This is a genomic window from Bacillus sp. AY18-3 (genome assembly GCF_008042305.1).
GTDB lineage: Bacteria > Bacillota > Bacilli > Bacillales > Bacillaceae_G > Bacillus_A > Bacillus_A wiedmannii.
Genome location: NZ_QKQR01000011.1, coordinates 37,282 through 58,756 on the forward strand (window position 1 = coordinate 37,282; position 21,475 = coordinate 58,756).

Here is a 21,475-nt window from a genome sequence, read left to right on the forward strand (position 1 = left end):
TTCACTTCCCGTCCAATTAATTCACCATATCCTGTTTTGTAAATACTACAAACGAAATAATAAGGGATATAACTGCCCAAACCGTTAAATTCATTAAAGAGAACCCCATCGATAAGCCTTGTAATGCAGGTAATTTTCCTGATAGATAGTCTGTTAATGATAAATTCACACTAAAAATATATTTCGCACCCTCCCAAGATGTTGCAAACGAGCTTAAAATGCCACCTGCGATTAATGCGGCTAACATAACGCCCATACCGGCTGGTGTATTTCGAATTAAAACAGAAACCATAAATGATATAGTTCCGACAACGATAGCAACAAACCAAGCTAACCCATACGCCATCAAGACGTATTGCCACTGCGGAATAAGGTGTACAAAATTCGTATTTAACGTTTCCTTATCAATAACAAACCCAGTTAAAACAGGCAAATTCCATCCCGAGTATCCAAATACAAGCCCAGATAATATGTAAGCAAACAAGCCGACAAGAAGCAGTATGAGTGAAATGAAAAATAACATCGTCACGTACTTACTAAGAAGTATTTTCCAGCGCCGAATCGGCCGTGTAAGTAGCATCTTCATCGTTCCATCACTTCGCTCTCCTGAAACAATATCGATAGCGACAATCATTACGAGAAGCGGAATAAACAACGTAATTCCTTGCTCAATAAACGCCCTTACAAAAGTGGGTGCGCCCGGTGCCATCGGGTTAATATCATGATCTAAATAATATTGTTGCTGCTCCACTCTTACCTTTAGCCAATCACGCCATTCTTCTGGTAGTCTAGAATTGTTCAAGCGGTTTTGAGAATCAACAATTTGTTGTTGTAATGAAACTTTCCAATCCGTCGTACCGAGCCTTTTTTGTGTCGTTTCTACTTCACGATACTGCGCATACACGAAAAGTGGGATCAAGATTGCTAAAATAAGCATGACAACAAAAATACGTTTCTTACGATAAATTTTTTCCGATTCATTTAAGACTAGATTCGCAAATTCACGCATGCTGCTCACCCCTTGTGAGTTCAATAAATAAATCTTCTAGCGTAAATACAAGCTCCTTAACGCTATGTACATCTATCCCGTTTTCTACAAAATGTTTATTCCAATTACTTATAGATGCGATATTCATGCGGCATAGTAATCGATCACCTTCTATACTCACTTCTCTTACTTCCTCAGCATCTTCTAGCATATTTTTCGCCTTAGAAATCGGTGTAACAATCCATTCTACACGATCACTTGCTGTTTTAATTAACTCTTCAACCTTGGCAACTGTTATCATCTTTCCTTTATGAATAATAGCAACGCGATCACATATCATTTGCACTTCACTTAGCAAATGACTTGAAATAAACACACTCATATTTTCTTCTTTCACAAGCTTATGTATAAATTCCCTAAGTTCTCTAATCCCAGCTGGGTCTAAACCATTTGTTGGCTCATCTAATATGAGCAATTTTGGATTTCCAAGAAGCGCTTGCGCAATACCAAGACGCTGTTTCATACCGAGTGAGTATGTTTTTACCTTATCGTGAATTCTTTCATCTAAATGAACCATTTGAGCAATTTCAATAATACGTTCATCTGATATACCACCTAACATACGGGCAAATTGTTTTAAATTTTCCCATCCCGTTAAATAGGTATACAGTTCTGGGTTTTCAACGATACTCCCAATTTGACGCATCGCTTCTCTGAAATTTTCCTTAATAGAATAACCGCCGATAGAAATCGTGCCTTCTGTTTCTTTAATCAATCCAACTAACATTCGAATTGTAGTTGTTTTTCCGGCACCATTCGGCCCTAGGAAGCCGAACACTTCCCCTTGTTTTACATCGAAGGAAATATTCTCTACAATTGTCTTCTTTCCAATTACCTTCTTCACGTCACGTACGGAAAGTATCGTCGTCATTTTACCCCTCCTTGTTCTAGTTTTAATTTACTCGCAACATTTCGAACTAATCGGTCCGCCATATATGTATATCCTATTTCATTCGGATGGAAATGGTCGGAGTATAATAAATCTTTCCCACGGTTTTGGAATAAATCAAATGTCGGTGTAATATACACATTTTTATTATTTATCGCTAATTTTTCTAAAGATGCATTCCAGTCTACAACGATGTTTGAAGAACCTTTTAAATCTTCTACATCTTCAAAAGGATTGTATAAACCAAGCCAAAAAATAGGGCTATCTGTATTTAACTTACGAATTTCTTCTATTATTTTCTTCGCTTCATTTTGGAACGTCGCTGTATCAGGACGGTATGTTTCTAAATCTATCTTTTCAAGCGATTCCCACCCTGGAAATAAATCATTTCCTCCAATTGTTAAAACGATTACATCTGCTTGCTTAATTGAATATTGAGCGCCACTACTCTCAATTTGTTTTAATAGGTCGGGCATTTTTGCACCACTAACAGCTAAGTTTGTTAATGCAACCTTTTGCTTATAATCTTTTTGTAAATCTTCTTTCATCCGTCCAACATAGCCAATTCCTTCTTTATCACCAACACCGCGTGTTAATGAATCACCTAAACTAACGATTTGTAACGTTCCCGTTTTCTTTTTCTCTTTTGCCACTACATCGGTCTTTTTAATTAAATTTGAAGCTTTCGGATTTAATACATCATTTACACCTGAAACAAAGCCATATGCAAATAAACAGAAAGATGCAATTGTAATGAGTAGAATTACTTTTACTACTTTTGATCTCATATCAAAACCCCTTTTAGCCCTCATAGATTGTCCATAATTATACCAAACGCAATTTTGAAAAGCGATTTTCAAAGCTTATCTATTATGTTGTTTCCCTATGTACTAATTCTGGCAATAACTCTACGTGCCTTATATCGATTTGCTCATCATTAATCTTTTCATATAATAATTCAAATGCCTTCACACCAACATTTTTACTACAATACGAAATCGTCGTAATGCCTAAAATATCTGCCACATCTTGATCATCACAACCGATAATCGTAATATCTTCCGGAATACGAATGCCTTGTTTTTTCGCTTCCGTTACCATCCCCGCGGCAATATGGTTGCAAGATACAAGAAACGCTGTTGGTTTTACTGACATACATGTCCATTCCCTAATCACATTACGCCCATCTTCCACTGTAAAACAGCCTTTAAACTTCCAAGCCTCTATCGGTGTTACAGCAATCTGTTGAAGCGAATCTTCATATGCTTGTTTTCTTCTCTGACTATTAATGCTATTACTTCTTCCAATGCAATACCCAATACTTGTATGGCCCGCATCTATTAAGCTTTTCATTCCGCGCGAAAACACTTTATAGTAATCAATATGCACACTCGAAATGAAATTCGAGTCGATTTCTTCGCACATAACAATAGGGCCGAATTTCGTATATTCTTCAAGCTTTTCCTTACTATTCGCCCGCGAACATATAATAACCCCATCAAGTTTTTTCATTTTTAACATATTTAAAATTTCTAATTCCCTTTCCTCACTATAATTCGTCTGACAAAGCATCATATTATAATTATTCTTTGCTGTTTCCTTTGATATTCCCTCGATAATAGCGCTATAATATTGATCATTTACGTGCGGTAATAAAACGCCAATTACATTCGTTTTTCCTTTCACTAAATGAATTGCATTTACATTTTGCGTATAATTTAATTCTTCTATAATTGCTAAAATTTCTTTTCGTTTCTGTTCATTCACATATGGATGATTATTTAGTACACGTGAAACAGTTGAAACAGATACCCCAGCAAGCTCAGCAATCTTCCTTATATTCGTCATCTCATTTTCCCCTTCCCTGCAAAAATTCTCCCTTGACCTGGTAAGCTTTCCACAATATATCCTTTCCTAGCAAATACATTTTGAAAGGATATACAACTATGCTTCGATTCAAATTAGAATATATATTTTTCATTGGCGGTCTACTCACTCTCGCCATCGGTATTAATATGATGACGACAATTACTTCCTTTGGACTTAGCCCTTATGATTCCTTCTTTATTGCACTATATCAAAATTTCGGGATAAGTATCGGTTTTTGGATTTTCATGATTAACTTTGCATTTACTCTTATCGTACTCTTTTGGAATAAAAAACAAATAACAATTGGTACAATTGTAACGATGGTTCTTATTTCTCTTTTTGTTGATTGGATTGGTTCCATTCCAACTATTATGGACGCTATCCGTTCTCTTCCAAAATATATAACACTTATTTGCGGAAATCTATTCGTTGGAGCTGGGATTGGTCTTTACGTCTCTACAAACCTTTGCGCAGCACCTCAAGAAGCTTTCGTTTTAACCGTTGCTGAGAAAAAGAAATGGACATTTAGAAGAACAGAAATTTCGTTAGCGTTTTTATTTTTAACATTAAGCTTCCTATTAGATGGACCTATCTATTTTGGAACAATCATCTTATCCTTTACAACAGGCTGGATTATCCAAGCATTTATTCAAATTGGTACGAAGATTTTAAATAGAAAAGAGCCTATTAAGCAAGCTGCTTAACAGGCTCTTTCTGTTTTATGAGAAGAGATACTACTTAGCATCCCCTTCAATTCGATAGTTTGCTTTCAAACAATCTATTTCTTCATACCCTTGCAACGTATGTAGAATATAATCATAATCAGCAAGAGACGCACGATGCGTCACAATTACAATTTCAGCCTTCCCTTTCTCTTCAAGCGGCATTTGAATAATCTTTTCAAAGCTAACGCCACGCTCAGAGAATAATGAAGTAATTTTTGCAAATACACCAATTTCATCTTTTACATGAAGTCTTAAAAATTTCTTCACAACAATTTCGTCTGGCTCTTTTAATACTTTTTTATACTGCGGGGATACCGCACTATTTCCGTTTACACCTAATCGAATATTTTGCATTACAGCTACTAAATCTGAAACAACAGCTGTTGCTGTCGGTAAACTTCCTGCACCTGGCCCATAAAACATCGTTTCTCCGACCGCTTCACCATACACATATACAGCGTTATATTCGTTTTGTACGGCCGCCAGAGGATGTGTATTTGGAAGTAGTGTCGGTTCAACTGTCACCTCTAATTTTTCACCATCTCGCTTCGCAAGACCGATTAATTTAATCGTGTATCCTAAACTCTTACTGTATTCAATATCTTCTTCTGTAATAGAAGTAATCCCTTTTACCTTCACATCTCCAAGCTCTACATTTGTAGAAAAACCAAGGGTAGCCAAAATCGTCATTTTTCTCGCTGCATCTAAACCTTCCACATCTGATGTTGGATCTGCTTCTGCAAATCCAAGTTGTTGGGCTTCTTTTAACACGTCGTTATATGCTCTCCCTTCATCTGACATTTTCGTCAAAATAAAATTTGTCGTTCCATTTACAATTCCCATTACTTTCGTAATAAGATCTGAAGAAAGTCCTTCTACGATACTTCGTAAAATCGGAATCCCTCCGGCTACACTTGCTTCATAAAACAAATCTGCTTTATTATCTTTTGCTACCGCTAAGAGTTCCGCCCCATGTAACGCCATTAAATCTTTATTGGCAGTCACAACATGCTTCCCGCTCTGTAAGGCTTGCAAAATATATGCTTTTGCATCATCAATGCCACCCATCACTTCGATGACAACGTCAATATTTGGATTATCTAAAATTTCATTTGCATCTTGTGTTAATAGAGTAGAAGGTACCTCTACCTCTCTCTCTTTTTCAATATTTTGTACTAGTACTTTCGTTACTTTTACAGGACAACCTACTTGGTGGATAAGTCGCTCTTGATGATCTGTAATGATACGAACTACACCGCTACCAACTGTCCCAAGACCTAATAAACCAACTTGAATTTCTTTCATAATACTGTCCACCCCTCAAAAATTGTGTTTAGATGAAATTATATGAGTAAAAAATCTGAAAAACAATGTTTTTTGAACATTCGGAAAAATAAAAGTTAATCTTTACAAAGAAAACGTTGCCACGTGTTACACAATCTTTTTTTATAATACATAAGGGGTTTCTTGATACACGTAATAATTCAGCCAATTAGAGAATAATAGATTCCCATGGCTTCTCCACCTTACAATTGGTTTCTCATCTGGATTATTATGCTTAAAATAATTTTTCGGCACATCAATATTTAACCCTTTTTGGCGGTCCCGTTCGTATTCTTGCTTTAACGTATCACAACTATATTCACTATGCCCGAGCGCAAACACTTGCCTTCCTTCTTGCCCAATGACAAGGTGAACACCCGCTTCCTCAGAATTTGCTAATAATGTTAAGTCTGTCACCTCTCTAATATCACTCTCTCGTACTTCTGTATGACGAGAATGCGGGGCAAAAAACAATTCATCAAACCCTTGTAACAATTTCACATGTTGCTCACGAACTTCATGTTCAAATACACCGAACATTTTTTCCTTAAGAGGATACTTTGGAACACCATAATGATGATACAAGCCAGCCTGTGCCCCCCAACAAATATGAAGCGTAGATGTTACATTCTTTTTTGAATACTCCATAATATGTTTAAGCTCTTCCCAATAATCTACCTCTTCAAAAGAAAGAGTTTCAACTGGTGCTCCTGTAATAATAAGTCCATCAAATTTCTCATTCTCAATATCACGAAATGTTTTATAGAAACTCGTTAAATGGTCCTGCGCTACATTGCGAGACAAATGTGATTCCATATGAAGTAAGTGAACATCTAATTGCAACGGTGTGTTGCCAATTAAACGAAGTAATTGCGCTTCTGTTTCTTGCTTTGTAGGCATTAAATTTAAGATAGCAATTTTCAATGCCCGGATATCTTGTGTTTCTGCTCGCTCCTTCGTCATTACAAAAATATTTTCCTTCTGCAACACTTTGCGAGCTGGTAAATCTCTATCAATTATGATCGGCATGTTCTTTGCCTCCGACTAGCGCTGCTTCTAAATCTGCAATAATATCAGAAACATCTTCTATACCAACCGATAAACGAATTAAATCTGATGTAACGCCAGCTAGACGCTGATCTTCAGCACTTAATTGTCTATGCGTTGTGCTAGCAGGATGTATAACACAAGTTCGTGCATCCGCTACATGCGTTACGAGAGTTGCTAGTTTTACATTTGCGATAAATTCTTTCGCTGCTTCTAATCCGCCCTTAATGCCGAATGTTAAAACACCACTAGCACCTTTTTTCAAATACGTTTGTGCTAACGAGTAATTTTCATTGCTATCTAATCCCGGATAATTCACCCATTCAATACGTTCATGGTTAGCAAGCCACTTAGCAACTGCGAGAGCATTTTCACTATGACGCTCCATTCTTAAATGTAGCGTTTCTAAGCCGATATTGCTAATATACGCATTGAATGGGCTCATACAGTTTCCATAGTCTCTTAATAATTGAACACGTGCCTTCACAATATACGCTGCTGCACCAAAATTTTGAACGTAACTTACGCCGTGATAACTTGGATCCGGTTCAACAAGTTCAGGATATTTCCCATTTGTCCAATCAAAGTTCCCTCCGTCAATGACAATGCCGCCTAAAGAGCTTGCATGACCATCAATATATTTCGTCGTAGAATGAACGATAATATTTGCTCCGTGCTCAAATGCTTGGCATAAATAAGGAGTTGCTAATGTATTATCCACGATAAAAGGTACTTCTAACTCTTTCGCTGCATCTGAAAATTCTTTGAAATTTAAAACATTCATCGCTGGATTTCCTAACGACTCTGCATAAACAAGTTTCGTCTTATCATTAGCAAGGGCCACAATTTCATCAGCACTTAAATTCGGATTAAAGAACGTAACGTCAATACCAAGCTTACGCAAACTTACTCCAAATAAATTAAACGTTCCGCCATAAACTGTGGAAGAACAAAGCAAGTGGTCTCCGCTACTACAAATATTTAAAACAGCAAGCATAATAGCAGCCTGCCCAGAAGCCGTTGCAACAGCTCCTACACCACCCTCTAAATCCGCTAACTTTTGCTCAAATGCAGCTAAAGTAGGATTTCCAATACGCGTATATATATATCCTTCTGCCTCTAAATTAAATAGCGCTGCTAAATCATCTGAAGTATCGTATTTATACGTTGTACTTTGATAAAGTGGCAAAACACGCGGTTCACCATTCTTTGGTGTATAGCCACCTTGCACACAAATTGTTCCTTTTCCCCATGATTCTCCCATCTCTCATTCTCCTTTCTTTTATACAAAATAAAAAACCGCTCCTTTCCTGAAAACAAGAAAGGAGCAGTTTGAAAACACGCTCTAAAGGCTCTTTCTTATCTTTCAGGATTATTACCTGCAGGATTTGGCACAATTCCGTTATACGGCTGTTGCCAAGGTTTCATCGGGCCTGTCCCTCCACCTTTTCTTGATAAGACTATGCAATTACCGTTGATTTTATAGCAATAATTTCCCAATGTCAATCAGTTTTTCTGAATGTTCTAAATTAAATACAAAGAATTTGACATGCATAACAAAAGAAATATATTCCATATCCATTTGAAAAAGACCTTTTAAAACCCACGATTACTATATAAAATTAAGTAAGTAGTTTAACTGTATACATTTCAAATTCTCACGAGACCTCAATATATTGAATAAGCCCACCTCTCAAAAAGATACTATACATATTCCTTTCACAGTAGCATATTTAATCCTTTCGACATTAAAACTTACATAACGGAGGTATAACATGACAAACACAAAGGACATGCACTATATACTCGTCCTATACGGCATTCTTTTAGGCTCTATAGTAGGAGCTACAGTCTGGCTATTTTTAGTTACAATAAATATCGGCATTCACTTTATTTGGGGATACTTACCTACTATTTTCTCTTCTCCCCCGTATTACACTATTTGTGTAACAACTATCGGTGGTATTCTCGTTGGTTTAACCCAAAAATACTTCGGCATATATCCACGTCTTATGCCGGAAGTGATGGGTGAATATAAAAAAACTGGTAGAATTGAATACCGTTTTGTACATAAAGCTACTTTAACTGCGATTATCGTTTTAATATTTGGAGCTAGCTTAGGTCCCGAAGCAGCACTTGTTGGAATTATCGGTGGACTTTGTACATGGGTAGGGGATCGCTTTACATTTGCCTTAAAAGGAATGAATGAACTAACAGAGGTTGGAATTGGCGCTACTTTAAGTGTAATTTTTAACGCGCCATTATTCGGTTATTTAGCTCCAAATGAAAATGAGGGTGAGCAAATTAACGAATTTTCTAAAGGAAAAAAAGCAATTGTATATTTAGCTACCACTTTCGCTGGCTTTTCCGTTTATTTATTACTTAGTAAATTCGATAATCGCGGATCCTTTATCGTTGATTTTGGGGAAGGTTCCCTTTCTCTTAATGAATGGATCGCCTTTCTACCACTTGCTAGTATTGGTGCTATAGTTGGTTTCTTTTATTTCAAATTTGAATTCACATTAGAGAAATTAATCCATCCCTTCAGGGAATACAAACTATCACTTGGAATTATCGGTGGTATTTTATTAGGAATTACAGGAATTTTTCTCCCGTACACGTTATTCTCAGGAGAACACCAATTAAAAGATTTAGTCGTTGAATGGAGTCATTTATCTTTCTGGGTACTACTTCTTTCAGGTGTTTTAAAATTATGTATTACTGCCGTTTGTTTAAATACAGGTTGGCGCGGTGGACATATTTTCCCAATTATATTTGCTGGATCTAGTATCGGATATGCTATAGCTTCCATTATCCCGATAGATCCAATCGCTTCGGTAGCCATCGTCACGACAGCAATTTCAAGCTATGCATTAAGAAAACCAATTGCTATAACATTACTATTACTCATGTTTTTCCCGCTCAATTTACTATTACCGATGCTTGGAGCGGCAGCGATTGGTAATGCATTTCCACTTCCTAAAAATAACGAAGCTACAAACGAATAAAAATAGGCAGTAGGGACAAAAGTTCCACTGCCTATTTTTATTACACACGTTGCTTCAATAACGCGTATAACTCTTCAAAATTTTGTACTTCATATGTTGGCACAATCTCGCTATTATTTGATTTCTTTTCTGGATTAAACCAACAAGTATCAATTCCCGCTACATATCCACCTTTCATATCAGCACTTAACGAATCCCCAATAATGAGCCCTTCTTCAGGGGAAAAATTAGGAATTCGTTCAAAAACATAATCAAAATACTCTTTCATCGGCTTTTGGAATCCCGTATCTTCAGAAACGAAAATATCTTTAAACAAGGCATGTAATCCTGCATTACGTAAACGTTTATCTTGCGTCTTAGAAATACCGTTTGTCACTATATATAAATCGTACTCACTTTGAATTTGACTTATAAATTCAAACGCACCTTGCATAAGTTGGTTTCCTTCTTCTAAGTAGCTACGATAATTATTTTCGAATAATACTCCATCTACTTCTTCCCCGTACTCTTTAAACAAAATTGAAAACCGCGTATTTACAACTTCATCACGGTTCATTTCACCTTCCTCAAAAGCATCCCAAAGACTTTTATTAATTTTTTTATAGTGCCCTTCAACCTCGCTAGTTAGAGGAATCCCTTTCTCTTCAAACAGCATACGTAACGCCATTTTCTCCGCCTTCTGAAAATCTAACAATGTATCATCTACATCAAATAGCAATGTTTTATATTTTTTCATAAGCCCTTCACACTCTCTTTTCTACAAAAACAAATTTACGTAAATCGTATCATTCCTTCTTGTAAACATAATAGGAGATATCTCATACTAAACATGAGGTGAAAATATGAAAGTCAGCAAAAATAGCGAAGAAATCTCTCATTACATGCAAACTTACAACGTCCATACTCTTTTTTCTTTTAATGTCTTACCGTATGCTGAACTACATTCCTTTCAAAAGAGAGAAAGAATATGTAATGAAGGCGTTGATGTTCCTTATCTTTATTACTTAATTTCCGGAAAAGCGAAAATATATATGAGTCACAAAAACGGGAAGGTCTCCTTAATTAACTTTATTCAAGCACCTTCGTTCATTGGAGAATTAGGGTTAATTGGCGTTGAATCCGTTACGAAAACGGTGGAAGTGATTGAAGATTGTATGTGCTTAGCGCTCCCTCTTAAAGATTGTCAGCATCTTTTATTGCAAGATGCTACCTTTCTACAGAAACTATGTAAATTTATCGGCGAAAAAACAATTAGCCGAACAGAAAGTTACGCCAAAAACAATAGTTATCCGTTCGAAAATCGATTAGCGGCTTTTATTCTATTAACAGAACAAAATAACAGTTATACAGAAAAACATACCGAGGCTTCGGAATACTTAAATGTCAGCTACCGCCATCTTTTATACGTATTAAACCAGTTTTGCCAGCAAAATTACTTAAAAAAAGACGGAAGAACCTATTACATACAAGATCGAATTCAATTAGAAAAACTGGCTGATGAACTTAAAATATAAAAAAAGTAGCATTAACGTTTACCTGTTAATGCTACTTTTTTCGAGTGACGATTCTATTTTCAATTAAAATTTACTTGCTACTTTAGCTGCTTCTTCAAGACCAGCTGTAATGATTTCTTCTGCTTTATCTGGGAATTGGTTATGTCCTTCAATAACTACTGTTTCCATATTTGTTGCACCGAAGAAGCCCATCATGCTTGCTACATATTTAACAGCCATTTCTATTTCAGCTGCTGGACCTTCAGAATATACGCCGCCGCGCGCGTTTAATAATGCAATCTTCTTATCTCCAATTAGACCAACTGGACCTTCTGGCGTATATTTAAACGTTTTGCCAGCTCGGTTTAAATAATCAATATATGTGTGTAGTACTGCTGGAATCGTTAAGTTCCATAATGGGAAACCGAAAACGACTTTATCAGCTTCTAAAAATTGATTTAAATACTTATCAGCAACTGCTACTGCTTTTGCTTCCTCTTCAGTTAAATCAAATCCTTTACCTGCTTTGAATGTACCATTAATCATATCTACGCCTACATATGGTAATTCTTCTTTATATAAATCAAGTTCTACTACTGCATCATTTGGATGTGCTTCTTTATAGTTTGCTAAAAATGCCTCGTATAATTTCACACTAACTGCTTGTTCCGCTGGGCGGTTGTTTGCTTTTACAAATAAAACTGTTGCCATTGTTTTTCCTCCTGGTACTCACTCTTCTGTTGTTATATGCTTTCAAAAAAGGTATCCCTTGTAATTGTTGTTTTGTTGCTTACAAACATATTTTATCTTTATATCAAGACAATTTCGTCCTCACATAGACGTATTTTTCCATAAAAAAAGTCCACCTTCTAAAGGCGAACTAGGTCTTACGACTTTTGTCTTATACAATTCCATTTTTCACTGCATATAATGCTGCTTGCGTGCGATCAGATAAATTCAACTTACTCAAAATACTACTTACATGAGCTTTTACCGTTTTTTCTGTAATAACTAAAACAGAAGCGACCTCTTTATTACTCATTCCTTTCGCTAATAGCTGCAACACTTCATTTTCTCTCGCCGTTAGCACATCCACTTGAATAGAAGGTTCTTCTTCCTTTTCTTCCACAGGTAATGTTTGAGAGAGAAGAGTATTTGCTATATCTGGATGTAATTGAATATTACCTTTATATGCGCTTCGAATAGCTTCAACAAGCTGATCCGGTTCTACATCTTTTAAAATATACCCACTTGCCCCCGCCCTTAACGCTGGTAAAACATGCGCCTGATCAGAAAAGCTAGTTAATACAATTACTTTCACATTTGGATATTCTTTTTTGATGCACGCCGTCGCCTCGACACCATCCATTTCGGGCATATATAAATCCATTAATACAACATCAGGATTCGTCTCCCCTACTTTCACTAACGCTTCTTTCCCATTATTTGCTTCTCCAACTAACGCTAAATCTTCCTGTGTACTTAAGAAAAATGCTAATCCTTTTAAAACAACTGTATGATCATCAACTAACAATACTTTTATTTTCACAAACTTCCCTCATTTTCACATCATAATGGTACATTTACTTTTACAATTGTTCTTTTCTTATCACTTACAATTTTAATTGTTCCACCGACTAATTCTACTCTTTCGCGCATCGTAGTCATACCGAGTGATTTCTTCTCTTTTATATCCTTCTCTACAAAGCCGTTTCCTTGATCGACTATTTCTAATGATACATTCTTCTCCGTCACTTTGAAATAAATCGCCGCTTCTCTGACATTCGCATGTTTACTTACGTTATTTAAAGCTTCTTGTCCAATTCGCCATAGCGCTTCCTCTACTACGCGTGGCAAATCACGAACACCTGTAACTTGTTCCCGAATTTTCAATCCCAAACTTTCACCATATTGTTTTAAAGCTGGTAATAGTCCTTTCTCTAATCCCGCTGGACGTAGTTGCCAAATTAACGTCCTCATTTCTTTTAAAGCACCTTGCGATAACTCACGTATCTCATGCAAAGATTGGTCTACCTTTTCATTTTGACCTTTTAAAACCGCCTCGGCACCTTTTGTCATAAAGGTTAATGAAAATAATTTTTGTGAAACAGAATCATGTAAATCCCTAGCTAAACGATTACGTTCTTCCAGTCGTACAAGTTCTCGGCGCTTTTCATTTAACCTTAAGTTCTCTATCATTAACGATATATGATTGGCTAACGCCTGTACTACATCTATCGTATTTATATCAAATTCTCCATTATTCGAACTTACACTTAGTACGCCAAATATATGATCTTGAATATGTATGGGAATGGCAATAACCGCACGATTAGGATGTACGATATTCCCAACCTGACTCTTTAACAAAACAGGCTCTTCTTTTTTCAGAGCTTCCTGTGCCGCTGACTTCAAATCCTCTTGTATCTCATCTATCTTACATGAGGCCCTTACAGCAAGTTCATTTTCTTCTCTAATAAAGAATACAACTTGCTCCCATAAAAATAACTTCCCTATTTGCTTTACAATCTCCTCTGGCAATGCATTAAATTTATGAATCGTCCTTAAAGCTTGAATAAAGCGGTCTAACTTTACATAATAATGAGCCCTTCTCTTTTCATTTTCATACAATTTTGTACGTTTTAATGCTGTTCCAATTTGGAAAGCAACTGATTGTAATAGCACTAACTCTTCTTCAGAAAAATGCGTTTTACCTGGACTAGCCACATTTAATACGCCAAATTCATCTCCCCCCGCTTTTAGCGGCACTGTCGCATGATGCACAATCCCTTCTGTATCTCCCCAGTTATATTCAATCGCATTATTAATTCTCTTACATTCAATAATATTAACGGCTTTCTCTAGTTTCCCTTCTACAAATCGGTGTAAACACCAACAATTCCCCTCACACATCGGTCGTTTATTTTCAAATCTTAATCCTTCTGGTAATTGATAATCAATTAATTTTGTATATCTGCCATTTTCATCCGCAAGAAATATCCATCCTGTCGTTAAACCTGTTACATTCAACAGTTTTTCCAACACAGCTTGCAGCACATGATATGTATCATTTGAGGTGTTCAACGTCTCTGCAATCTCTTTTAATATAACTAATTCATTTGTACGATTCTCTTGAAACATAATTCGTCTCCTACATACAAGATTTTAAATCGCCCCTAAAGTAAATCATCTACTTTTCACTTTGTACTTATTCGTAACATTGATATAATGGTGAAAACATAGTTTTCATTATATCACTTGAGGGGGATTTCATAATGACATTAAATAAAGCACTTACTATCGCTGGTTCTGACACAAGTGGCGGTGCTGGTATACAAGCAGATTTAAAGACATTCCAAGAACTTGGTGTATACGGAATGACATCTCTTACGACAATCGTAACGATGGATCCACATAACGGTTGGGCGCATAACGTATTCCCAATCCCAGCTTCTACATTAAAACCACAATTAGAAACGACAATTGACGGTGTTGGAGTAGATGCTTTAAAAACAGGTATGCTTGGATCAGTAGAAATTATTGAAATGGTTGCTGAAACAATCGAAAAACATAATTTCAAAAATGTAGTAGTGGACCCTGTTATGGTATGTAAAGGTGCTGATGAAGCATTACATCCTGAAACGAACGATTGCTTACGTGACGTTCTTGTTCCAAAGGCATTAGTTGTAACACCAAACTTGTTTGAAGCTTACCAATTAAGTGGCGTAAAGATTAGTTCTCTTGAAGACATGAAAGAAGCAGCAAAAAAAATCCACGCTTTAGGTGCGAAATACGTCCTAATTAAAGGCGGTAGCAAGCTTGGTACGGAAACTGCAATCGACGTCCTATATGATGGAGAAACATTCGACCTTCTAGAATCAGAAAAAATTGATACGACAAATACACACGGCGCAGGTTGCACATATTCTGCTGCAATTACAGCAGAACTTGCAAAAGGAAAAACTGTGAAAGAAGCAGTAAAAACTGCTAAAGAATTTATCACAGCTGCTATCCGTTATTCATTCAAGATCAACGAATACGTAGGCCCAACACATCACGGTGCATATCGTAAATTCGTTGCATCAAAAGAACTTGTCTAACATATAAATGAAAACACCCACAGAGTTTATATATTTCCTCTCTGTGGGTGTTTTTTTATAAGCTCTTCTGGTCATCTTATCTTTAAGATGCAGAACTAACCTGATTTCTACCATTTCTTTTGGAGTAATATAATGCATCATCAGCAGCTTGAATAAATCGCTCTGGTGATTCTTCATACACTGAAATTCCTACTGAAACTGTAATTTTTATTTTAGTTCCATTTAGCAATTGAAATGGATGGTTTTCAACAGCCGTGCGAACTTTTTCCCCCATACGCATTCCATAAGCTAATCCTTTCTGCGGTATCAAAAGCGCGAACTCTTCCCCACCCTTTCGAAAAGCCAAATCTGGAAACATTGAAACTTCTCGTAAAATATGCCCCATTTGTTTTAATACTTCATCTCCCGCAGGATGCCCATACGTATCATTTACACACTTAAAGTGATCAATATCTATAAGTAGTAAACAAAGTGAATCATTTTTCATACGCTTATTACCAATATGACGATTCATCTCTAAATCAAACTGTCTTACGTTTCCTAAACCTGTCAGTGCATCTATCGTTGCGTATTGCTTCATCGTTTGAAATAACTCATTGGATTGCAATACATAATTTGCGCTTATAAATGTGATATATGCTGCAACGCCACTACAAACTAAATAGAATGCTACTATAGACATATCCTTAAATAAAATAGAAAGTGGAACCGTTAAAATAGATAAACTATATACATTAAACCAGATCCATCTTTTAAATATAGAAGCTTTCATCCGCCAAATGAAAATAATTCCAAAACCTATCAATACAATTGTATAACAAGCCAATTCAGAGGCTAAAGAGTACTCAGTAAAAAATAATCGGGTAATTAATATAATAGTAACTGTTATACTGCTAGCTATCGGACCTCCAATTATAATTGCCAAAATAACAGCTAAATAACGTAGATCCAACATAATATCTTCAATATGTACACCAAAATGCATCAACAGTACACTTAATATTCCAGTAAGAATACCTACTACACATTTCTGCCAAAAAGAGAACCCTTCTTTTAACGGTTTATCTCTTAAAAGCTGACCTCTAACAAAAATAAAGGAAAGAATAATTGTTGTGTTTACAAATAAGTCCCTTAACATAAAATAATCTCCCTACTTTTCTATCTATCCCTTTCCTTATTTTATTGTATACGAAATACCTATAATTCCCAAAGATTTTTATTTATTTTTTGCTGTTCCACGTGAAACAGCAAAAAATAAAAAAGGACGAAAATTCGCCCTTTTCCTCAACAACACCTTGATATCTTTCCACCCTTTGCATTAAATCTAGCTTCTTGCGCTTCTGCAAAAAACTGTTTTTGACATACCACTTCTTCTTCTGGATGATGCTTTTTCATATGCTCTACATATGTTTCATAGCTTGGTACCCCAACGAGTAAACTAATAAAGTGTTTCCTTTTTCCCCATACTTTCCGTAGTCGTTTAAGCATAATAGTTCCTCGACTCACTTTCATCTCTAGAAATATATGGTGCCTCTTTTAGCGGCATCGGCTTATTTCTTAATACTTGAATCCAAATTCGAATCGCAGAAATTAATACAGCGATTACAACTATCATAAAAATTCCACAAAGCGCTGCATCAATATAATCATTGAAAATAATTTGTTTCATTTGAGCGACATTTTTAGCTGGTGCTAACACTTTCCCCTCATCTAATGCTCCCTGAAACACCTTTGCATGAGATAGAAATCCTATTTTAGGATTTTCATGAAATAGCTTTTGATAACCCGCTGTCATCGTTACAATAAGCAATCCGACAGTTGGAATAAGTGTCACCCAAACATATGCCTTTTTCCCCATTTTGAACAAAATTGTCGTTCCAAGTAATAATGCAATACCTGCTAACATTTGATTTGCAATACCGAAAAGTGGCCATAATGTATTAATTCCACCAAGCGGATCAACTACCCCTTGGTATAAGAAATAACCCCATCCTAATACGCATAACGTTGTAGCTATCACATTCGCTAATGTAGAATCCGTTTTCCCAAATGGCTTATATACATGTCCTAAAATATCTTGAATCATAAATCGGCCTACACGCGTTCCAGCATCAATTGTTGTTAAAATGAATAGAGCTTCAAAGAGGATTGCAAAATGATACCAAAAGGCCATCATGGCTGTTCCACCTATTACTTGTGAGAAAATATACGCCATACCTATCGCTAACGTTGGTGCACCACCTGTGCGTGATAAAATCGTTTGCTCTCCAACGTTTACAGCGAGATCTTTTAGTTCATTTGGTGTAATAGCAAATCCCCATGAGGAAATAACTTGAGCTGCCTGCGAGACATCCGTACCGATAAGCGCTGCGGGACTATTAATCGCAAAATAAGTTCCTGGTGTTAATACACAAGCTGCAATCATCGCCATCGCAGCTACAAATGATTCCATTAACATTGCCCCATAACCGATTGGCTGTGCGTGTCCCTCTTGTTCAATCATCTTTGGTGTCGTACCTGATGAAACGAGAGCATGGAATCCAGACACCGCACCACAAGCAATTGTAATAAATAAGAACGGGAATAAGTTTCCAGAGAAAACAGGACCTGTTCCATCGATAAATTTCGAAACTGCTGGCATTTGTAAATCTGGTGCTACAATTAAAATACCAATTGCTAATCCAACAATTGTTCCGACTTTTAAAAATGTGCTTAAATAATCACGTGGTGCTAAAAGCATCCAAACTGGTAAGGCCGATGCGATAAATCCATATACAATAAGCATAATAGCAATCGTTTCACCGCTAAACGTGAACATGCTTGCAAGCGTTGGATGCTCTGCTACATACTGTCCCCCAATAAGAGACAGTATAAGTAGAATAATTCCGATTACTGACCCTTCACCAACCCGGCCAGGCCTAATGTAGCGCATGTACACTCCCATTAAAATAGCAATAGGAATCGTTGCTGCTATTGTAAACATTCCCCAAGGACTTCCGACAAGCGCCTTTACTACCACTAATGCTAATACCGCTAATAAAATAATCATAATGCCTAAAATGCCTATCATTGCAATAAGCCCTGTAACAGGACCGATCTCATCTTTAATCATTTCTCCTAAAGATTTACCATTCCGTCTCATCGAAGCAAATAAAATTACAAAATCTTGTACAGCTCCAGCGACAACTACCCCAACAATAATCCATATTGTCCCTGGTAAATATCCCATTTGCGCTGCCAAAATCGGTCCTACTAAAGGGCCTGCTCCAGCAATTGCTGCAAAATGGTGCCCAAATAATACCCACTTATTTGTCGGAACATAATCTTTTCCATCGTTTAATGTATGGGCTGGCGTTTGCCGATTATTATCTAAACCAAATACCTTTCTCGCTATAAATCTACTATAAAAGCGGTAAGCAACTGCATACACACATACCGCGGCTACTAAGAGCCACACGGCATTAATAGTTTCACCTTGTGATAAAGCTATTACACCAAAAGCACCTGCGCCTACTGCTGCAATAACTCCCCATAGTAAAATCGACTTCAATGTTTTCACATACAATCCCCCTAATACTATCGCTTAGTGGGATTGTACTAAATTTTCTGAATATTTAATTTGAATCCTCCTTATCATGAAGGATTTTTAGTTTATCATGTTAAAAAATTCGCATTACCTACTATAATTCAATCTTATTTCGAAGTCGTTTCACATAATTACGACTAACTGGAATCGGTTGCTCATCATATTTATCTAAATACAGATTATATGTGCCATTATAATAAGGTTTTAGTTCTTGTACATATGACATATTAATTAAATAACTTTTATGCACACGTAAAAAATCATATACATTTAGCTTATTTTCTAGCTCTTGAAGTGTATATGTTGAAATATACTGATTATTTGTTGTATAAATTGAAACCGTTTTGTTTTCCTTATTTTTGCTTACATATACAATATCTTCAGGGAAAATATACCGAATTCCCTCTTGACCTTCTATCGGTAGTTTTCGCAAATAACTCTTTGCTTTCTCGCCTTGCTCTTTACACATTCTATATAAAAGGAATTGCAAATCTTCCTCACGAAATGGGCGTAGTAAATAATAAAATGCTTGAAACCGAAATGCCGTAATCGACTCTTCTATATCTTCACCCATAAAAATCAATTTCGTATAACAATTTACTTCCCGTAATAAACTCGCATATTCAAAACCAGTTCCATCTAGTAATTTTGAATTCAAGAAAACAAAATCTGGTGTATGCTTTTTCATGATCAATAATGATTCTGTTCCCGTATTCGCTTCAAAACATTCTACATTCCTTATATTTTCAGTAAATTTTTCAGCTAAACTTCTTCGCTCTTCTGCTTCTTCCATGATCAGTAAAATTTTCATTTCTTCAACCACCTAATTCTTTTGTCCATATGTCTTGTTGTATACATTCGCTTTTATAAGAAACATTCCCTTTTTCTTACTATACCATTATTTATCTAAAAAAACAGAAAAAAGGAAACCACAACGGTTCCCCCTACCCTTTCATTCCATTATTTGTAGGAAGTAACACCCACTGAATGCGAAGAAATGAGTGTTACTTCCCCAAAAACACAATTGGTGCTGGCTAATAATCAGTGGGGATAAATCCCTCACCGATTAAACTTTCACCTTATACTAATTCTCGTTGCTTCGTTTCTTGCCCAAGTACAATTACAGCAACTACGCCAATTAAAATTGATCCACAGAAAATCGTAAATATTAGTGATAGTGAAGCCTGTGAAGCAACTAAATATCCTACTAATAGCGGCCCAAGAATACCACCAATACGACCGAATGCTGCTGCCATCCCTGCACCTGTACCACGAATAACCGTTGGATACTGTTCCGGTGTATAAGCGTATAATGCACCCCAAGCACCTAAATTAAAGAAGGATAGTAACATGCCTGCTACGATTAATATCGTTAATGACTCTGCCACTCCAAACAAGTAAGCACTACATGCTGTACCGATTAAATACGTAACTAAAACGAACTTACGACCAAGTCGTTCAATAAACCAAGCAGCCGTGAAATATCCTGGCAATTGAGCTAACGTCATAATAAGTACGTACTGAAAACTTTTTATTAAACTAAATCCTTTTAATACCATTACACTAGGTAACCAAAGGAACATCCCATAGTAAGAAAAGACAACAGAAAACCATAGAATCCATAACATAATTGTTGCCTTACGATATTCACCAGACCAAACTAACTTTACATTTTCGATAACAGATGGTCTTTTTTCAGCCCTTTGAAATTTGGGAGAATCCGGTAAATTCCATCTTAAATATAAAGCATATAGTGCCGGAACCGCGCTCAATACCATTGCAACTTCCCAACCATATTTCGGAATAACAAAATACGAGATAAGGGCTGCAATTAGCCATCCACCTGCCCAAAAGCTTTCTAATAGCACAACTATTTTGCCACGTTCATGCGCTTCAACGCTCTCTGATACTAATGTAGATGCGACTGGAAGCTCTCCGCCAAGCCCCATACCAATTAAAAATCGTAAAACAAGGAACATCGCAAGTGTCGTCGTTAAAGCAGTTAAACCACTACCGATAGAAAATAGTAATAATGTAATAATAAAGACTGATTTCCGCCCTATTTTATCTGATAGTATTCCAAAAACGAGCGCTCCGACTGCCATACCAATCGAATTAACGCTGCCTATCCAGCCCATTTCTTGCGTACTTAATCCCCAATCTTTTTGCAGTGCTACCATTACAAATGAAAGCATTCCAACATCCATTGCATCAAATAACCATCCAAGCCCTGCTATACCAAGTAGCTTTCGCTTCGAAATTTCTTTCACCTTGCCCACAAGAAGTCCTCCTTACACAGCTGTCTTTACACATCATTTTACATGTGTGAATTGTATAAGTAAAATACTTTCGTTCAAAAAATTCTCCTTCATCATTCCCCAAAAGTA

The 21,475-nt window shown here is 36.4% G+C and carries 20 protein-coding genes and 1 riboswitch; of the genes, 4 read left to right on the forward strand and 16 right to left on the reverse strand.

The annotated features are described in order from the left end of the window. Window positions 1–16: 16 nt before the first annotated feature. The 4 genes from DM800_RS10560 to DM800_RS10575 are packed head-to-tail and all read right to left on the reverse strand — an operon-like array spanning window position 17 to window position 3,785. Window positions 17–1,009 (reverse strand): ABC transporter permease subunit, encoded by a 993-nt coding sequence (locus DM800_RS10560; protein WP_097906811.1) that lies wholly within the window; start codon window positions 1,007–1,009, stop codon window positions 17–19. Beyond that, window positions 1,002–1,919 (reverse strand): ABC transporter ATP-binding protein, encoded by a 918-nt coding sequence (locus DM800_RS10565; protein WP_088608211.1) that lies wholly within the window; start codon window positions 1,917–1,919, stop codon window positions 1,002–1,004. Before DM800_RS10565 ends, DM800_RS10560 begins: the two co-directional genes overlap by 8 nt. Next, on the reverse strand, window positions 1,916–2,797 hold the full coding sequence (locus DM800_RS10570; RefSeq protein WP_179955668.1) for an SGNH/GDSL hydrolase family protein: 882 nt from the start codon (window positions 2,795–2,797) through the stop codon (window positions 1,916–1,918). Before DM800_RS10570 ends, DM800_RS10565 begins: the two co-directional genes overlap by 4 nt. A gap of 10 nt (window positions 2,798–2,807) precedes the next feature. Next, window positions 2,808–3,785 (reverse strand): LacI family DNA-binding transcriptional regulator, encoded by a 978-nt coding sequence (locus tag DM800_RS10575; protein WP_147786832.1) that lies wholly within the window; start codon window positions 3,783–3,785, stop codon window positions 2,808–2,810. Between the two features lie 98 nt (window positions 3,786–3,883). Between DM800_RS10575 and DM800_RS10580 the strand changes: the two genes are divergently transcribed. Beyond that, on the forward strand, window positions 3,884–4,510 hold the full coding sequence (locus tag DM800_RS10580) for a YczE/YyaS/YitT family protein (RefSeq protein WP_088065058.1): 627 nt from the start codon (window positions 3,884–3,886) through the stop codon (window positions 4,508–4,510). Window positions 4,511–4,540: 30 nt separating this feature from the next. Here the strand turns inward: DM800_RS10580 and DM800_RS10585 are convergent, their stop codons facing one another. The 3 genes from DM800_RS10585 to DM800_RS10595 all read right to left on the reverse strand — a co-directional run bounded on the left by DM800_RS10585 (window position 4,541) and on the right by DM800_RS10595 (window position 8,165). Beyond that, complete coding sequence (locus DM800_RS10585) at window positions 4,541–5,836, reverse strand: homoserine dehydrogenase (RefSeq protein ID WP_000659102.1); 1,296 nt, start codon at window positions 5,834–5,836, stop codon at window positions 4,541–4,543. A gap of 141 nt (window positions 5,837–5,977) precedes the next feature. Beyond that, window positions 5,978–6,883, reverse strand: a complete 906-nt coding sequence (gene metA, locus DM800_RS10590) for a homoserine O-acetyltransferase MetA (protein WP_147786833.1) — start codon at window positions 6,881–6,883, stop codon at window positions 5,978–5,980. Then, window positions 6,867–8,165 carry a bifunctional O-acetylhomoserine aminocarboxypropyltransferase/cysteine synthase gene (locus tag DM800_RS10595; protein ID WP_000504750.1) on the reverse strand — a complete coding sequence of 433 codons (1,299 nt, stop codon included), beginning with the start codon at window positions 8,163–8,165 and terminating at the stop codon, window positions 6,867–6,869. Before DM800_RS10595 ends, metA begins: the two co-directional genes overlap by 17 nt. 92 nt (window positions 8,166–8,257) lie before the next feature. Next, window positions 8,258–8,362: riboswitch (SAM riboswitch) on the reverse strand. 314 nt (window positions 8,363–8,676) lie between these two features. On the opposite strand from DM800_RS10595, the gene DM800_RS10600 reads away from it, so the two are divergent. Then, window positions 8,677–9,909 (forward strand): chloride channel protein, encoded by a 1,233-nt coding sequence (locus tag DM800_RS10600; protein WP_147786834.1) that lies wholly within the window; start codon window positions 8,677–8,679, stop codon window positions 9,907–9,909. Between the two features lie 40 nt (window positions 9,910–9,949). Here DM800_RS10600 and DM800_RS10605 read toward each other — a convergent pair whose 3' ends face one another. Further along, window positions 9,950–10,645 (reverse strand): YjjG family noncanonical pyrimidine nucleotidase, encoded by a 696-nt coding sequence (locus DM800_RS10605; RefSeq protein ID WP_098857956.1) that lies wholly within the window; start codon window positions 10,643–10,645, stop codon window positions 9,950–9,952. A gap of 106 nt (window positions 10,646–10,751) precedes the next feature. On the opposite strand from DM800_RS10605, the gene DM800_RS10610 reads away from it, so the two are divergent. Next, window positions 10,752–11,423 carry a transcriptional regulator YeiL gene (locus tag DM800_RS10610; RefSeq protein ID WP_087981907.1) on the forward strand — a complete coding sequence of 224 codons (672 nt, stop codon included), beginning with the start codon at window positions 10,752–10,754 and terminating at the stop codon, window positions 11,421–11,423. Window positions 11,424–11,486: 63 nt separating this feature from the next. Here the strand turns inward: DM800_RS10610 and DM800_RS10615 are convergent, their stop codons facing one another. From DM800_RS10615 to DM800_RS10630, 3 genes are all read right to left on the reverse strand, one after another. Further along, window positions 11,487–12,113, reverse strand: a complete 627-nt coding sequence (locus tag DM800_RS10615) for an FMN-dependent NADH-azoreductase (RefSeq protein WP_147786835.1) — start codon at window positions 12,111–12,113, stop codon at window positions 11,487–11,489. A gap of 190 nt (window positions 12,114–12,303) precedes the next feature. Then, window positions 12,304–12,951, reverse strand: coding sequence for a response regulator (locus DM800_RS10625; RefSeq protein WP_088065061.1), 648 nt, complete (start codon window positions 12,949–12,951; stop codon window positions 12,304–12,306). A gap of 20 nt (window positions 12,952–12,971) precedes the next feature. After that, the gene (locus DM800_RS10630; protein WP_147786836.1) at window positions 12,972–14,543 is read right to left on the reverse strand and encodes a GAF domain-containing sensor histidine kinase; all 1,572 of its coding nucleotides are present in this window, start codon (window positions 14,541–14,543) and stop codon (window positions 12,972–12,974) included. Between the two features lie 134 nt (window positions 14,544–14,677). Here DM800_RS10630 and pdxK point away from each other — a divergent pair, with 134 nt between their 5' ends. Beyond that, a complete protein-coding gene (gene pdxK, locus DM800_RS10635) occupies window positions 14,678–15,502 on the forward strand; it encodes a pyridoxine/pyridoxal/pyridoxamine kinase (protein WP_087981903.1) in 825 nt (274 codons plus the stop codon). 82 nt (window positions 15,503–15,584) lie between these two features. Here the strand turns inward: pdxK and DM800_RS10640 are convergent, their stop codons facing one another. The 5 genes from DM800_RS10640 to DM800_RS10660 all read right to left on the reverse strand — a co-directional run bounded on the left by DM800_RS10640 (window position 15,585) and on the right by DM800_RS10660 (window position 21,367). Beyond that, window positions 15,585–16,640: a GGDEF domain-containing protein gene (locus DM800_RS10640; RefSeq protein ID WP_147786837.1), complete on the reverse strand. Its 1,056-nt coding sequence runs from the start codon at window positions 16,638–16,640 to the stop codon at window positions 15,585–15,587. Between the two features lie 146 nt (window positions 16,641–16,786). Beyond that, the gene (locus tag DM800_RS10645; protein WP_000919820.1) at window positions 16,787–16,990 is read right to left on the reverse strand and encodes a YbdD/YjiX family protein; all 204 of its coding nucleotides are present in this window, start codon (window positions 16,988–16,990) and stop codon (window positions 16,787–16,789) included. After that, window positions 16,983–19,061 (reverse strand): carbon starvation protein CstA, encoded by a 2,079-nt coding sequence (gene cstA, locus DM800_RS10650; RefSeq protein WP_000854302.1) that lies wholly within the window; start codon window positions 19,059–19,061, stop codon window positions 16,983–16,985. The genes DM800_RS10645 and cstA overlap by 8 nt, the downstream gene beginning before the upstream one ends. 121 nt (window positions 19,062–19,182) lie before the next feature. Beyond that, complete coding sequence (locus DM800_RS10655) at window positions 19,183–19,899, reverse strand: LytR/AlgR family response regulator transcription factor (RefSeq protein ID WP_048542790.1); 717 nt, start codon at window positions 19,897–19,899, stop codon at window positions 19,183–19,185. A gap of 268 nt (window positions 19,900–20,167) precedes the next feature. Continuing rightward, the gene (locus tag DM800_RS10660; RefSeq protein ID WP_147786838.1) at window positions 20,168–21,367 is read right to left on the reverse strand and encodes an MFS transporter; all 1,200 of its coding nucleotides are present in this window, start codon (window positions 21,365–21,367) and stop codon (window positions 20,168–20,170) included. Between the last annotated feature and the right edge of the window lie 108 nt (window positions 21,368–21,475).

Excerpts from the sequence above, each read along its gene's own strand:
- DM800_RS10580 (WP_088065058.1), top strand. The coding sequence starts at position 3,884 with ATGCTTCGATTCAAATTAGAATATATATTTTTCATTGGCGGTCTACTC.
- metA (WP_147786833.1), bottom strand. The coding sequence starts at position 6,883 with ATGCCGATCATAATTGATAGAGATTTACCAGCTCGCAAAGTGTTGCAG.
- DM800_RS10655 (WP_048542790.1), bottom strand. The coding sequence starts at position 19,899 with ATGAAAATTTTACTGATCATGGAAGAAGCAGAAGAGCGAAGAAGTTTA.
- DM800_RS10610 (WP_087981907.1), top strand. The coding sequence starts at position 10,752 with ATGAAAGTCAGCAAAAATAGCGAAGAAATCTCTCATTACATGCAAACT.
- DM800_RS10560 (WP_097906811.1), bottom strand. The coding sequence starts at position 1,009 with ATGCGTGAATTTGCGAATCTAGTCTTAAATGAATCGGAAAAAATTTAT.
- DM800_RS10640 (WP_147786837.1), bottom strand. The coding sequence starts at position 16,640 with ATGTTAAGGGACTTATTTGTAAACACAACAATTATTCTTTCCTTTATT.
- DM800_RS10645 (WP_000919820.1), bottom strand. The coding sequence starts at position 16,990 with ATGCTTAAACGACTACGGAAAGTATGGGGAAAAAGGAAACACTTTATT.
- DM800_RS10615 (WP_147786835.1), bottom strand. The coding sequence starts at position 12,113 with ATGGCAACAGTTTTATTTGTAAAAGCAAACAACCGCCCAGCGGAACAA.
- DM800_RS10600 (WP_147786834.1), top strand. The coding sequence starts at position 8,677 with ATGACAAACACAAAGGACATGCACTATATACTCGTCCTATACGGCATT.
- DM800_RS10585 (WP_000659102.1), bottom strand. The coding sequence starts at position 5,836 with ATGAAAGAAATTCAAGTTGGTTTATTAGGTCTTGGGACAGTTGGTAGC.
- DM800_RS10595 (WP_000504750.1), bottom strand. The coding sequence starts at position 8,165 with ATGGGAGAATCATGGGGAAAAGGAACAATTTGTGTGCAAGGTGGCTAT.
- DM800_RS10630 (WP_147786836.1), bottom strand. The coding sequence starts at position 14,543 with ATGTTTCAAGAGAATCGTACAAATGAATTAGTTATATTAAAAGAGATT.
- DM800_RS10605 (WP_098857956.1), bottom strand. The coding sequence starts at position 10,645 with ATGAAAAAATATAAAACATTGCTATTTGATGTAGATGATACATTGTTA.
- pdxK (WP_087981903.1), top strand. The coding sequence starts at position 14,678 with ATGACATTAAATAAAGCACTTACTATCGCTGGTTCTGACACAAGTGGC.
- DM800_RS10575 (WP_147786832.1), bottom strand. The coding sequence starts at position 3,785 with ATGACGAATATAAGGAAGATTGCTGAGCTTGCTGGGGTATCTGTTTCA.
- DM800_RS10565 (WP_088608211.1), bottom strand. The coding sequence starts at position 1,919 with ATGACGACGATACTTTCCGTACGTGACGTGAAGAAGGTAATTGGAAAG.